This is a genomic window from Streptomyces sp. NPDC043746 (genome assembly GCF_056436485.1).
This window is the reverse complement of the sequence record NZ_JBWKCM010000041.1, coordinates 28,270-41,144: the sequence shown is the minus strand read 5'-3', so window position 1 is coordinate 41,144 and position 12,875 is coordinate 28,270. Positions and strand designations below refer to the sequence as shown.

Genomic DNA, 12,875 nt, shown 5'->3' with positions numbered 1-12,875 from the left:
ATCCCCCCCATGCCCCCTTTCGGGCTGCGTTGGGAGGAGACATGCCCCCCCCCAGGGGAGGGAATACGGCGGCCACTTGTTCGGTGCCTTCCGCCGGGGCCACGGGGGAGCCCCGGCGCACGCGGGCGCGGGGGCGGCCACCGGCACCGCCCCCGCGCCCGGGAAGGCGCGGCACGGCCTCCGGCGCCGCCCCCTCCCGCGCGGGGCGTCTCAGCCGCGGAAGGGCCCCGTCACCTCGTACGTGATCCCCCCGGACGAACTGCCGCTGGTGCCGCGCTGCGAGGAGAAGTAGAGCCGCTTGCCGTCCGGTGAGAAGGCCGGGCCGGTGATCTCCGAGCTGGACTGGCCGGTGATCCGCAGGAACGGGGCCACCGTGTCGTCCGGCGTGATCAGGCAGATCTCCATGTTCCCGCCGTCCTCCGCCACGTACAGATCGCCGGAGCCCGCCCGGGTGACGTTGTCGACCCCGGTCAGCGGGGCCGCGCCGCCCGTCACCAGGGAGGCGTCGTACGTCAGGGAGATGGACGAGGTGTTCGCGTCGTACGCCCACACCCGGTTGTCGCCCTTGGTGGTGAACCAGCAGGTGCCCGCCGCGTAGAAGCAGCCCTCGCCGCCCTTGAAGACCTTGGCGCCGGGAACCTGGTAGCGGGTCTGGGTCGAGGAGGCGGCCGGGTCCGGCACGTTGGCCCAGGTCACCGGCCCGGAGGTGCCCGTACCGGCCACCAGGACCTGGAGCGTGCCGCTGGACAGGTCGCCCCAGGTGGCGGGCCGGAAGCGGTAGAAGCGGCCGTCGCTCTCGTCCTCGGTGAGGTAGATGTAGCCGTGGTCGGGGTCGGCCGCCGCCGCCTCGTGCTTGAACCGGCCGAGCGCGGGCCGCTGTACGGCCGCCTTCACGCCCCAGGGGTCGGTCTCGTAGACGTACCCGCGGGTGACCTCCTCGCAGGAGAGCCAGGTCTTCCACGGGGTGGCGCCCCCCGCGCAGTTGACGTTCGTCCCCGACAGGATCCGGTACGCGGACGTCACCGTGCCCGAGGAGTTGAACCGCACGGCGCTCGCCCCGCCGCCGCTGCTCGCGGACACCTCGGCGTTGGAGACGTAGATCCAGCCCGAGCCGTCGGCGTAGGTCGCCCCGCCGTCGGGGGCGCTGTGCCACCGGTAGGAGGTGCCCGCCACGGTCTGCCCCGACCGGGCGATGATGCGGCTGGTGAAGCCGCTCGGCAACTGGATGCCGTTGCCGTTGGCCGCCTGGAGGGCGCCGTACGGGCCGGGGGCCGGCTGGGCGGGGCCCGCGAAGGCCGCGCCGCGCCACAGGGTGCCCCCGAAGGCCGCCGCCGAGCTGCCGACCACCGCCGTGCGCAAGAAGGTCCGACGTTCCACGATCACTCCACGGATGGGTGAGGGCCCGCCGCCCCGGACGGGACCGGCGGGTCGCGCGTCAGGACTGTAGGAGGGTGCAGTTGACGTGCCCCCAACAAGCGGTGAACGGTGGAGGGCCGGCGCCCGGCGGTCACTCCACCCGCACCGCGTACACCGGCACCGACACCTCGTCGTCGTCCAGGCAGGCACCCGTGGCCAGGTCGAACCGCTGCTTCAGCAGCGGCGAGGCGACGAACGGCCGCCCGGCCGCCGAGCCGAGCAGCCCCCGCGAGAGGACGTACGCCCCGGTGAACGGGTCCCGGTTGCCGATCGCGTACACCGTGCCCGACCGGTCCATGAACAGGGCCGCCTGCTCCCCGTCCGGCAGCAGCACCGCGGCGCCGCGCCCGGCGCTGAGCACATCCGGTCCGCAGACCGCGACCCAGCCGCCGGCATGGGCGACGTGGACGACGGCCGGAGCGGTACTCGCCGTGGTGGTGGTCATGGCGGAACTCACCGTGGTGGTGGTCATCAGGAGGGGGTCCCTTCGAGGGTGCGGACGGCGAGCACGGGCCCGGCGAGCAGCTCCAGATCGGGCTTGATCTGGTCCCGCTCCGGGACGAACCTCACCGAGGGGTCGGGGGCGTCGGGGGCGTTGACGAAGGTCACGAACCGCCGCAGCCGTTCCGGGTCGTCGATGGTCTCGGCCCACTCGTCGCGGTAGCCGGAGACGTGGTCGGCCATCAGCCGCTCCAGCTCGTCGCAGAGCCCCAGCGAGTCGTGGACGACGACATCCCGTACGTGCTCCAGGCCGCCGTCGATCCGCTCCAGCCAGGCCGACGTGCGCTCCAGGCGGTCGGCGGTGCGGATGTAGAACATCAGGAACCGGTCGATGAGCCGCACGAGTTCGGTGTCGGAGAGGTCCTGGGCCAGCAGGTCGGCGTGGCGCGGGGTGGCCCCGCCGTTGCCGCCGACGTAGAGGTTCCAGCCGCCGGCGGTGGCGATGATCCCGAAGTCCTTGCCCCGGGCCTCCGCGCACTCCCGGGCGCAGCCGGAGACCGCCGACTTCAGCTTGTGCGGGGAGCGCAGCCCCCGGTAGCGCAGCTCCAGGTCGATCGCCATCCGTACGGAGTCCTGCACGCCGTAGCGGCACCAGGTCTGCCCCACACAGGACTTGACCGTCCGCAGCGACTTCCCGTACGCGTGTCCGGACTCGAACCCGGCGTCGACCAGCCGGGCCCAGATGACCGGAAGTTGATCGACCCGGGCACCGAAGAGGTCGATGCGCTGGCCGCCGGTGATCTTCGTGTAGAGGCCGAAGTCGCGGGCGACCTCGCCGATCACGATGAGCTTCTCCGGGGTGATCTCCCCGCCCGGGATGCGGGGCACGACCGAATAGGAGCCGTTGCGCTGGAGGTTGGCGAGGAAGTGGTCGTTGGTGTCCTGGAGCGCCGCCTGCTCCCCGTCCAGGACGTAACCGCTGGCACCGACGGTCGGGGCGAGCGAGGCGATGACCGAGCCGACGGTCGGCTTGCAGACCTCGCACCCCTCCCCGCCGCGCGCTTCCTCGCGGCCGTGCGAGTCGAGCAGGGCGGTGAAAGAGGTGACGCCCAGGGTCCGGACGATCTCGTACAACTCGCTGCGGCTGTAGGCGAAGCAGCCGCACAGGCCGGTGTCCTCGCTCTGCGGCAGCAGCTGGCCGATCACCTTGACGCAGCTGCCGCAGCCCGTCCCGGCCCGCGTGCACTTCTTCACCTCGGGCAGGGTGGTGTGCTCGCAGATCGCGCCCTTGGTCACGTTGTGGCAGGAGCAGATGACGGCGTCGTCCGGCAGCGAGGACGGCCCCAGCACCGCCGGCCCGCCCGCCCCGGCCGGCAGCACCAGCTGCTCGGGTGCGACCGGCAGGACGCTCCCCGTCATCGGCCGCAGCGTGCCGTAGTTGTCGGCGTCCCCGACCAGCACCCCGCCCAGCAGGGCGCCGTCCGCCCCGATCACCAGCTTCTTGTAGACGCCGGAGCGGGAGTCGGCGTACACCACGTCCAGCGCGCCCTCCGCGGTCCCGTGCGCGTCACCGAACGAGGCCACGTCCACGCCGAGCAGCTTGAGCTTGGTCGACATGTCGGCCCCGGTGAACCCGGCCCGCCCGCCGGCCACCACCTCGGCCACGGTCTCCGCCATCTCGTAGCCCGGCGCGACCAGCCCGTAGACCCGGCCGTCGGAGGCGAGCGCGCACTCACCGATCGCGAACACGGCGGGGTCGGACGTACGGCACTCCTCGTCGACCACGATCCCGCCGCGCTCCCCGACCGCGAGCCCGCACTCCCGGGCCAGCTCGTCACGCGGCCGCACCCCGGCGGAGAACACCACGAGATCCACGTCGAGCGAGGAGCCGTCCGAGAGCGCCATCCCGTTCACCGCCCCGTCCGCACCCGCGGTGACCTCCTGCGTCCCCACCCCCGTGTGCACGGTCAGCCCCATGCCCTCGATCGTCCGCAGCAGCGCCGCACCCCCGCCCTCGTCCACCTGGACCGGCATCAGCCGGGGGGCGAACTCCACCACGTGGGTGCGCAGCCCGAGCCCCTTGAGCGCCCCCGCCGCCTCCAGGCCGAGCAGCCCGCCCCCGACCACGGCCCCGGTCCCGACCCCCTTCGCGTACTCCTCGATCGCGAGCAGGTCCTCGATCGTCCGGTACACGAAGCAGCCCCGGGAGTCCTTCCCCGGCACCGGCGGGACGAAGGGGTACGAGCCCGTCGCCAGCACGAGCGTGTCGTACGGGAACACCGCCCCGGACCGCGCGGTCACCGTCCGGGCCGTACGGTCGACGCTCCGGGCCGGGTCCCCGACGTACAGCTCGAAGCCGTGCTCCTCCATGAACCCCGGCTCCACGAGGGAGAGGTCGTCGGGGGAGCGCCCGGCGAAGTACGAGGTGAGCTGCACCCGGTCGTAGGCGGGCCGGGGCTCCTCGCAGAGCACGACGACCCGGGCCCGCCCGGCGGCCGGGGTCAGCCCGCGCGCGGCCAGCGACTCCAGGAACCGCTGGCCGACCATGCCGTGCCCGACGAGGACGAAGGTGGGGGTGGTGGGGCTGGTGGTTTCCGGCATCTCAGTGGCCTCCGTCGTCGGTGAGCAGGTGGAGCAGGGACATGGCGGGCGGCAGCGGTTCGTCGTCCTGCCAGGTGCGGGCGAGGCCGGCGACCGCGCCGAGGTCGCCCAGGAGCACCCCGCCGGCCAGCCGCCCCTCGCGGACGACGACCGTGCGGTACGCGCCCCGGGTGGCGTCGGCCAGCCGGATCACGTCGTCGCCCGGCCGCGGCCTGGCCTCACCGAAGGCGGCGAGGTCGAGCCCGGCTGCCAGGGGGCCGGGGCCCGCGGGGTCCACCGGGCCTTCGGCGCCCGTCGGGCCCGCGGAATCCCTCGGACCTCCGGTTCTCCCGGAGCGCAGGGAGAGCCGGGTCAGGGCCCGGGTCCCCGTGTAGCGGGCGGCCCGCCCGGCGAGCACGTCGGCCAGCACGTCGGCCTGTTCGAGCGCGGGCCCGGCGAGCCCGTAGAGCGTGGAGCGGTGCTCGGCGCAGTCGCCGAGGGCGTGGATGTACGGGTCGGAGGTGCGCAGTTCGTCGTCGACCACGATCCCCTCGCGGACGTCGAGCCCGGCGGCCCGGGCGAGAGCGGTCCGGGGCCGGACCCCGCAGGCGAGGACGGTGAGGTCGGCGGCGAGTTCGTACCCGTCGGCGAGCTGGACGGCCCGAACGGACTCCGACGCGGTCGAGCGGAGCAGCCCCCGCACCCGGCACTCGGTGTGCACCTCCACGCCGAGCGCTTCGAGGTGGTCGCGGAGCAGGGCGGCCGCCTCCGGGTCGAGCTGGCGCTCCATCAGGTGCTCGCCCTGCTGGGCCAGGACCACCTGGGCGCCGCACTCCGCGAGCGCGCGGGCGGCCGAGACGCCGAGGAGCCCCCCGCCGATGACGACGGCGCGCGCTCCGGGGCGTACGGCGGCGCGCAGAGCGAGGGCGTCGTCGAGGGTCCGGAAGGGGTGGACGCCGTCCGGTAGGGCGTTCGGCCCGTGGGGAGTCGGGGGCGTGCGGTCCGGCCCGGCGGGGCCGGGGCGGTGGGGCCGAGAGGTGCCCGGCCGGGGTCGGGCGCCGTCCGGCAGCCGGTGCGGGCGGTCCGGCCGCGTGGGGCCGAGCCCGCGCAGCGGCGGGAGCACCGGGTTCGAGCCGGTGGCCAGGACCAGGCGCCCGTAGCGCAGGACGCTGCCGTCGTCGCAGTGGACGAGCCGGTCGGCCCGGTCGATCCGGACCACCCGTACCCCGCGCCGTACGTCGACGGCCGGCAGGGCGATGACCTCCGGGGCGTACCGCCCGGCCAGGACGTCGGCCAGCAGCACCCGGTTGTAGGGGGCGTGCCGCTCCTCGCCGATGACGGTGACCCCGGGGACCCGGGCGGCGAGCCGGGCGCCGGCCATCCCGGCGCCGATCACCACGACGGGCGCCTCACCGGCCTGCGCGCTCTTCCTCATGGGTGCTTCCTCATGGGAAAGAGAGTGGAGGTCGGGTGTTACCCGGCAGCATCCCACCGGTTTCCCGGACGGAACCGTGCGCTCAGCGCGTGGTGGCGGCCCCTGTGAGTTCCTGCTCCCGGCGCCCCCTTAATGTCGGGGACATGCCCGAGATCACCCTCACCACCCTGATCCTCCTCTGCCTGGCCGCAGCCGCCGCGGGCTGGATCGACGCGGTGGTGGGCGGCGGCGGGCTCCTGCTCCTGCCCGCGCTGCTGCTGGGTCTGCCGAACGTCCCCGCCGCCCATGTCCTCGGCACCAACAAGGCCGTCGCCATCGTCGGCACCTCGGGGGCCGCGATCACCTATGTGCGCCGGGCCCCGGTACGGGTGGGGCTGGCGGTGCGGGTGGGGCTGATGGCGCTGGCCGGTTCGATGGGCGGGGCGTTCTTCGCGGCCGGGATCAGCAGCGAGGTGCTGCGCCCGGTGATCATGGTGGCGCTGCTCGGGGTGGCGGCGTTCGTGCTGCTGCGCCCGTCGTTCGGCACGGCGGCGGGGGGCACGGACACCCGGCCGGTGACCCGGGCCCGGATCGTCACGGCGGTCGTGCTGGTCGGCGGCGGGATCGGTTTCTACGACGGCCTGTTCGGCCCGGGGACCGGTACCTTCCTGGTCCTGGCCCTCACCGCCGTACTCCACCTGGACCTGGTGACGGCGTCCGCCACGGCCAAGATCGTCAACGTGTGTACGAACGCGGGGGCGCTGGCCATGTTCGCGTACCAGGGCTCGGTCCTGTGGCGGCTGGCCGCCGTGATGGCCCTCTTCAACCTGGCGGGCGCGATGGTGGGGGCGCGGATGGCGCTGGACCGGGGGACCGGCTTCGTCCGGGCGGTGCTGCTGACGGTGGTGTTCGCGCTGGTGGCGAAGCTCGGCTACGACCAGTGGACGGCGTAAGGCACGTGCACGCGTGCGCGTCACGCCTCCACCGCGCGACGCGTACGCCTCACGCCCCCACAGCCCGTCCAGGTGCGCCCCCGCCCTCACCGCACATCGGTGAGATGGGCGTAGGCCACGACGTTGCCCTGGTAGCCGGTCTCCTTGGAGAAGCCGCCGCCGCAGGTGATCAGCCGGAGCGAGGCGTGCGGGGAGTCGCCGTAGACGCGCTGGTCGGGGAAGTCCTTGTTGTCGTACACCTCGACGGCGTCGATCGAGAAGACGGCGGTGCGCCCGTCCTCGCGGACGACCTCGACGCGGGTGCCCTTGGTGAGGGCGCCGAGGGCGTAGAAGACGGAGGGCCCCTCGGCGTTGTCGACATGCCCGGCGACGATGGCGGTGCCCCGGGCGCCCGGCGGGACCCCGTCGGCGTACCAGCCCGCGAGGTTGCGGTCCCCGTCCGGCGGCACGTCCAGGCTGCCGTCGGCCGCGAGTCCCAGTCGCGTCATCGGCGCGTCGACGCCGATGCTCGGGATGCGGATGCGCACGGGGTCGGAGGGCCGCAGCGGTGGGGCCACCGGCGAGCCCGGCTGGAGCTCGGGCCCGGCGGCGAAGGCCTGGGCGCTGGAGGGCTGCGGCGGGACCAGCTGCTCGCCTGAGCCGTTCTGGACGAGCCAGACACCGCACAGCACGGCGATGCCGACGAGCCAGCCTCGGGCTTTCTGCGCACTCTGGGACACGGACACCCCCTGGGGGCGAGCTGTGAGGGTTTCGCGGATGAGGCTCCCCGGGCCGGACGCGCGGGGGAACGCGCCGGGCCCGGGAGCCAGGGGCCTCGTCGGCCTCAGCGGCTGCTCTCGGCGCCGGGCTCGGTGCGTCGGCGCAGCAGCCAGAGCCCGCCGACGGCCGCCAGGCCGATCACGCCGACGCCCAGGGCGACCTGCGTGGAGTCGGGCTCGACGCTGCCGCCGACGCCGGTCCGCACATGGCCGGACGGGCGCTGGTGGTCGGGCTTCTCGTGCTTGCCGCCGCCGATCACCTTGAGGTCCCCGACGGCGTCCTTGCCGTTGTCGCAGGTGACGACGATCTCGTAGACGCCGGGCCGGGTGTCGTGCGGCACCCGGAACTGGCCGACGAGGACCTCCTTGTGCGTACCGCGACGGAGTTCGAAGTCCCCGGCGTCCAGGGAGTTGGCGTCACCGATGCCCGACCCCTTGGGGCCGCAGGCGGTGGTGTTCACGGTGACGGTGGCGCCGGGGGGCGCGGTCGCCGGGGTGATCTCCAGCCGGCCGAAGTTGTCCGCGTAGGCGGACGGGGCGGCGGTGAGACCGAGCGCTATGACGGTGACCGCGGCGGTGGCGGTACCGGTCACGAGGCGGGCAGGACTGCGCATGGGTTCCTCCGGGCAGACGGCGCGAGCGGTTGTGTCCTGCCCACGACCTAACGGGGGGTCGCCACCGCATGCCTTCTGACACCGGATCAGCTTTCACCCGTACGGCCCGGCGCGGCACTCTTGCCGTCGAGGATCGCCGCAGGTCAGGGCGGTGCTGCTGGTCCGTTCGGTCCGTGCTGTCGGCCCGGGTGCCGAACGAGTGAGCCCCGAATCCATGATGTGACCTACATCACATGCATGTCTTTCCGGGGCGAGGGCACACGCAAGACATCCCCCACGGGACGGATTCCCCCCGCCCCCCACGGCACCCGCCCCCACCCGGCCCACCCCCCCTGGGCCCGGTGGGGGCGGTGTCACGCCCGCCGGGTCCGTCACCGTGTTCGTCCCCGGGCCCAGGAGCCCGCGCCGGCGCTCCAGGAGATCGTCGGCGGGCGCACCCGACCGCACAACGGCTGCCCCTTCCCGTCGGTCAGCCCGAGCCGCCCGGTGAGGTGCCCGGACCGCACGGCGGCGTCGAGGGCCTCGGCCCCGATGTCGCTGAACATCAGTTTGGCGCGCCGGAACATGCTGAACACCCCGGCCTCGTCCACCGTCCCCCACGACAGGTAGACGAACCGCCCGCCCAGCCGATTCTGGATGTACGGCCCCGAGAGCACGACCCCGTCCGCCGTCTCCCCGACCGCACACTCCAGCGTCCACGAAGCACCCGCCGCGTCCCCGGGGCAGAGCCCGAGCAGCTCCCCGGGCCGGTCCTTGCGCTGCACGCCGACGTGAATGTTCTCGAACCCGGGGAAATCGGAATCCGGCCCGCAGGTGCGACCGGGAAGTGCTGAGGCCTCGATATGGATCTGCATGGGTCCATGGTCGGTCACGGCGGGCCGGACGCGGCGGCCACGGACGCGGCGGCCAAGGCCGAGACGGCCCCGGCCGTCGCGGTCCCGGAGGGCGCGGACCGGATGTCATGGATGGTCGGCACTTGACCTCAACCGAACTTGAGGGTCAAAGCTCAGGGCCATGGACACCACACCTGCACCCACCGCATCCCTCACCCCCCGCCCCCTCAAGGTCGCCACCATCCTCGGCAGCAACCGGGAAGGCCGGTTCGGGCCCGTCGTCGCCGACTGGTTCCTCGGCCGGGCCCGGCGGCACGCGGGGATCGAGACCGAACTCGTCGACGTCGGGGCCGCCCGGCTGCCCGACTCGCTCTCCTTCAGGCCCGGGCCCGAGGAGGCCGCCAGGGTGGAGGCCGTTTCGGAGCGGTTGGCGGCGGCCGACGCGTTCGTCGTCGTCACCCCGGAGTACAACCACTCCTTCCCCGCGCCCCTCAAGAACCTCATCGACTGGCACCACGCCGAGTGGCAGGCCAAGCCCGTCGCCTTCGTCTCGTACGGGGGACGGTCCGGCGGGCTGCGGGCCGTCGAGCAGTTGCGGCAGGTCTTCGCCGAACTGCACGCCGTCTCCGTCCGTGACACCGTCTCCTTCCACAACGCGCACGCGCTCTTCGGCGAGGACGGCAACCACCGGGATCCGGCAGAGGCCGACGGGGCCGTCAAGGCGCTTCTGGACCAGCTGGTCTGGTGGGGCGAGGCTCTGCGCGAGGCCCGGAACCGGCGTCCGTACGGCGCCTGATCCGTGCGGGGACGACAATCGGTGCACGGGCAGGAGCCCGCCCTAGCCGAGGAGACCGAACGATGACAGCGCCGCCGCCGGCATGGCTGACCGTACTGACCACGACCGACAGCGAGGAGAAGGCCCACGAGCTGGCACAGGGGGCGGTGGAGGCCCGGCTGGCGGCCTGTGCGCAGATCTCCGCGCCCGTCACCTCGGTCTACCGGTGGCAGAACGCCATCGAGTCCTCCGAGGAGTGGCAGGTGCTGTTCAAGACGGCGGGGGAACGGTACGAGGAGCTGGAGGCCTACCTCCTGGCGGAGCACGACTACGAGAACCCCGAGGTCATCGCCGTCCCCGTCCTCCGTGGCAGCGCCCGCTACCTCGGCTGGGTGACGGCGGAGACCGCCCCCGCAGCCGCTCTGTGACGGCGGCCATGAGCACCCGGGACCCGGGCTCCCCGCCCACCGGCGAGCTGCCCTTCTTCGTCTACGGGACGCTGCTTCCCGGCGAACCCAACCACGGCCTGTTCCTCCGGGGCCGAACGACGGGAGAGCGGCCCGCCGTCCTGCCCCGGGCCCTGCTGTACGACGGGCCCGGCTACCCGTACGCCGTCGACGGCCACGGCCGCGTCCACGGCACCCTGCTCACGGCCGTGCCCGGGGTGTACGGGGAACTGCTCGGCCTCCTGGACCATCTGGAGGAGTACCTCGGGCCCGGCCACCCGCGCAATCTGTACGAGCGGGTCGTCCGGGAGGTCGAACTGCCGGGGGAGAGCACGGCGGGCGAGGGCCCGGTGCGGGCCTGGGTCTATCTCGCCGCTGCCGCCGTCACCCGGTCCCTCCGGACCGGCGGCAGTGTCATCGACGGCGGGCGGTGGGTCACCGGGCGGCCTCCAGGCGGACCGCGCACACCTTGAACTCCGGCATCCGCGACACCGGGTCAAGTGCCGGATTGGTCAGTGTGTTGGCCCGGCCCTCGCCCGGCCAGTGGAACGGCATGAACACCGTGTCCGCCCGGATGCCCCCGGTGATCCGGGCCGGTGCCACCGCCCGCCCGCGCCGGGAGGTCACGGCCACGAGGTCGCCGTCCGCCACCCCGATCCGCTCGGCCAGCCGCGGGTGCAGCTCCACGAAGGGGCCCGGGGCCGCCGCGTTCAGCTCGTCCACCCGGCGGGTCTGGGCCCCCGACTGGTAGTGCGCCACCACCCGCCCCGTCGTCAGCACTACCGGATACTCCGGGTCCGTCTCCTCGGCCGCCGCCCGGTGCACCACCGGCACGAACGAGGCCCGCCCGTCCGCCGTCGCGAACCGGTCCAGGAAGAGCCGGGGCGTCCCCGGGTGGTCCGCGTCGGGGCAGGGCCAGAACACCCCGTCCTCCGCCGCGATCCGCTCGTAGCTGATGCCCGCGTAGTCCGCCGCACCGCCCGCCGAGGCCCGCCGCAACTCCTCGAACACCTCGGCCGGATCGGCCGGGAACCCCTTGCCGTGGCCCAGCAGTCCAGCCAGCCCGTGCAGCACCTCCAGGTCGCTGCGCACCCCCTCCGGCGGGTCGAGCGCCCGTCGCCGCAGCAGCACCCGGCCCTCCAGGTTGGTCATGGTCCCGCTCTCCTCCGCCCACTGGGTCACGGGCACCACCACATCCGCCAGCGCCGCCGTCTCGGAGAGGACCACGTCCGCGACGGCCAGGAAGTCCAGTGCGGCCAGGCGGCGTTCCACATGCGCGGCGTGCGGGGCCGACACCACCGGATTGGAGCCCATCACCAGCAGCGCACGCACATCCCGGCCGAGTGCGTCCAGCAGCTCGTACGCGCTCCGCCCCGGTCCCGGCAGGCCGTCGGGGTCCACCCCCCACACCTCCGCGACATGGCGGCGGGCGGCCGGGTCGGTCAGCTTGCGGTAGCCGGGCAGCTGGTCGGCCTTCTGCCCGTGCTCCCGGCCGCCCTGCCCGTTGCCCTGCCCGGTCAGACACCCGTACCCGGAGAGCGGCCTGCCCGCCCTTCCCGTGGCCAGGCAGAAGTTGATCCACGCGCCCACCGTGTCCGTGCCCTTGGCCTGCTGCTCGGGCCCGCGTGCCGTCAGCACCATCCCGCTCTCCGCCCCGCAGAACAGCTCCACCGCCTCCCGCAGCCGTGCCACCGGCACCCCGCAGATCCGCTCCACCAGCTCCGGCCAGTGCGCCATCGCCCCGGCCCGCGCCTCCTCCCACCCCTTGGTCCTGGTCGCCACGAACTCCTCGTCCACCCGCCCCTCCGCCACCACCAGGTGCAACAGGCCCAGCGCCAGAGCCAGATCGGTGCCGGGGCGCGGCGCCAGATGCAGATCGGCCTGCTCGGCGGTGCGGGTGCGGCGCGGGTCGACCACGATCAGCCGGCCCCCGTTCGCCTTCAGCTCCGTCAGATAGCGCAGCGCGGGCGGCATGGTCTCGGCCAGGTTCGACCCGACGAGGATCACGCACCCCGTCCGCGGGATGTCCTCCAAGGGGAACGGCAGCCCCCGGTCGAGCCCGAACGCCCGCTGGTGCGCGGCGGCCGCCGACGACATGCAGAACCGGCCGTTGTAGTCGATCTGCGAGGTGCCGAGCACCACCCGGGCGAACTTCCCCAGTGCGTACGCCTTCTCGTTGGTCAGACCGCCCCCGCCGAACACCCCCACCGCGTCCGCCCCGTGCACCGCCCGCACCCCGCCGAGCCCCTCCGCGATCCGCCCCAGCGCCTCGTCCCAGCCCGCCTCCTCCAACGCGCCGCCGGGCCGCCGCCGCACCAACGGGGAGGTCAGCCGGGCACCTCGGCGCAACACGGCGGGAGCGCTCCGCCCCTTGCCGCACAACGCGCCCCGGTTGACCGGGAATTCGGTCCGCTCGCCCACCTCCGCGACTTCCGGACCCGTCACCGGGCGCAGGGTCATCCCGCACTGGAGGGCGCAGTAGGGGCAGTGGGTGGGCGTCTCGATACCGGTCATGGGGGTCAGCCTGCGAGAGCGGTATTACGGGGACGGGGGCGCTCGATTACGCCACCGGAACGCCCGCCTCAGCGTGTCGCCCACCGTGGTGTGAGGCGCCCGGCCGGAGCGAGGGGGCCAAGGGACCGCGG

The 12,875-nt window shown here is 73.9% G+C and carries 13 protein-coding genes; 5 read left to right on the top strand and 8 right to left on the bottom strand.

Annotated features, from left to right (window positions below; translation table 11 throughout):
* Positions 1 to 210: 210 nt before the first annotated feature.
* The 4 genes from AC0682_RS29375 to AC0682_RS29360 all read right to left on the bottom strand — a co-directional run bounded on the left by AC0682_RS29375 (position 211) and on the right by AC0682_RS29360 (position 5,872).
* On the bottom strand, positions 211 to 1,377 hold the full coding sequence (locus AC0682_RS29375; RefSeq protein ID WP_478536199.1) for an alkaline phosphatase PhoX: 1,167 nt from the start codon (positions 1,375 to 1,377) through the stop codon (positions 211 to 213).
* A 130-nt stretch (positions 1,378 to 1,507) separates the two neighbouring features.
* Positions 1,508 to 1,888 carry a nitrite reductase small subunit NirD gene (nirD, locus tag AC0682_RS29370; protein ID WP_478536198.1) on the bottom strand — a complete coding sequence of 127 codons (381 nt, stop codon included), beginning with the start codon at positions 1,886 to 1,888 and terminating at the stop codon, positions 1,508 to 1,510.
* Positions 1,888 to 4,458, bottom strand: a complete 2,571-nt coding sequence (gene nirB / locus AC0682_RS29365; protein ID WP_478536197.1) for a nitrite reductase large subunit NirB — start codon at positions 4,456 to 4,458, stop codon at positions 1,888 to 1,890. Before nirB ends, nirD begins: the two co-directional genes overlap by 1 nt.
* Position 4,459: 1 nt before the next feature.
* Positions 4,460 to 5,872, bottom strand: coding sequence for an FAD-dependent oxidoreductase (locus AC0682_RS29360; RefSeq protein ID WP_478536195.1), 1,413 nt, complete (start codon positions 5,870 to 5,872; stop codon positions 4,460 to 4,462).
* A 143-nt stretch (positions 5,873 to 6,015) separates the two neighbouring features.
* On the opposite strand from AC0682_RS29360, the gene AC0682_RS29355 reads away from it, so the two are divergent.
* The gene (locus AC0682_RS29355; protein ID WP_478536194.1) at positions 6,016 to 6,804 is read left to right on the top strand and encodes a TSUP family transporter; all 789 of its coding nucleotides are present in this window, start codon (positions 6,016 to 6,018) and stop codon (positions 6,802 to 6,804) included.
* An 86-nt stretch (positions 6,805 to 6,890) separates the two neighbouring features.
* On the opposite strand, the gene AC0682_RS29350 is transcribed toward AC0682_RS29355, so the two are convergent.
* The 3 genes from AC0682_RS29350 to AC0682_RS29340 all read right to left on the bottom strand — a co-directional run bounded on the left by AC0682_RS29350 (position 6,891) and on the right by AC0682_RS29340 (position 9,030).
* Positions 6,891 to 7,523: a class F sortase gene (locus AC0682_RS29350; protein ID WP_478536193.1), complete on the bottom strand. Its 633-nt coding sequence runs from the start codon at positions 7,521 to 7,523 to the stop codon at positions 6,891 to 6,893.
* Positions 7,524 to 7,627: 104 nt separating this feature from the next.
* On the bottom strand, positions 7,628 to 8,176 hold the full coding sequence (locus tag AC0682_RS29345; RefSeq protein ID WP_478536192.1) for a hypothetical protein: 549 nt from the start codon (positions 8,174 to 8,176) through the stop codon (positions 7,628 to 7,630).
* A 371-nt stretch (positions 8,177 to 8,547) separates the two neighbouring features.
* Positions 8,548 to 9,030 carry a DUF5990 family protein gene (locus tag AC0682_RS29340; RefSeq protein ID WP_478536191.1) on the bottom strand — a complete coding sequence of 161 codons (483 nt, stop codon included), beginning with the start codon at positions 9,028 to 9,030 and terminating at the stop codon, positions 8,548 to 8,550.
* Here AC0682_RS29340 and AC0682_RS29335 point away from each other — a divergent pair.
* The 4 genes from AC0682_RS29335 to AC0682_RS29320 all read left to right on the top strand — a co-directional run bounded on the left by AC0682_RS29335 (position 9,019) and on the right by AC0682_RS29320 (position 10,703).
* Positions 9,019 to 9,156 carry a hypothetical protein gene (locus AC0682_RS29335; protein ID WP_478536190.1) on the top strand — a complete coding sequence of 46 codons (138 nt, stop codon included), beginning with the start codon at positions 9,019 to 9,021 and terminating at the stop codon, positions 9,154 to 9,156. The genes AC0682_RS29340 and AC0682_RS29335 overlap by 12 nt on opposite strands.
* Positions 9,157 to 9,190: 34 nt before the next feature.
* Positions 9,191 to 9,805, top strand: a complete 615-nt coding sequence (locus AC0682_RS29330; protein ID WP_478536189.1) for an NADPH-dependent FMN reductase — start codon at positions 9,191 to 9,193, stop codon at positions 9,803 to 9,805.
* 62 nt (positions 9,806 to 9,867) lie between these two features.
* A complete protein-coding gene (cutA, locus tag AC0682_RS29325) occupies positions 9,868 to 10,212 on the top strand; it encodes a divalent-cation tolerance protein CutA (RefSeq protein WP_478536188.1) in 345 nt (114 codons plus the stop codon).
* An 8-nt stretch (positions 10,213 to 10,220) separates the two neighbouring features.
* The gene (locus AC0682_RS29320; RefSeq protein WP_478536187.1) at positions 10,221 to 10,703 is read left to right on the top strand and encodes a gamma-glutamylcyclotransferase family protein; all 483 of its coding nucleotides are present in this window, start codon (positions 10,221 to 10,223) and stop codon (positions 10,701 to 10,703) included.
* Here the strand turns inward: AC0682_RS29320 and AC0682_RS29315 are convergent.
* The gene (locus tag AC0682_RS29315) at positions 10,666 to 12,744 is read right to left on the bottom strand and encodes a molybdopterin oxidoreductase family protein (protein WP_478536186.1); all 2,079 of its coding nucleotides are present in this window, start codon (positions 12,742 to 12,744) and stop codon (positions 10,666 to 10,668) included. The two genes, AC0682_RS29320 and AC0682_RS29315, sit on opposite strands and share 38 nt — an antisense overlap.
* Between the last annotated feature and the right edge of the window lie 131 nt (positions 12,745 to 12,875).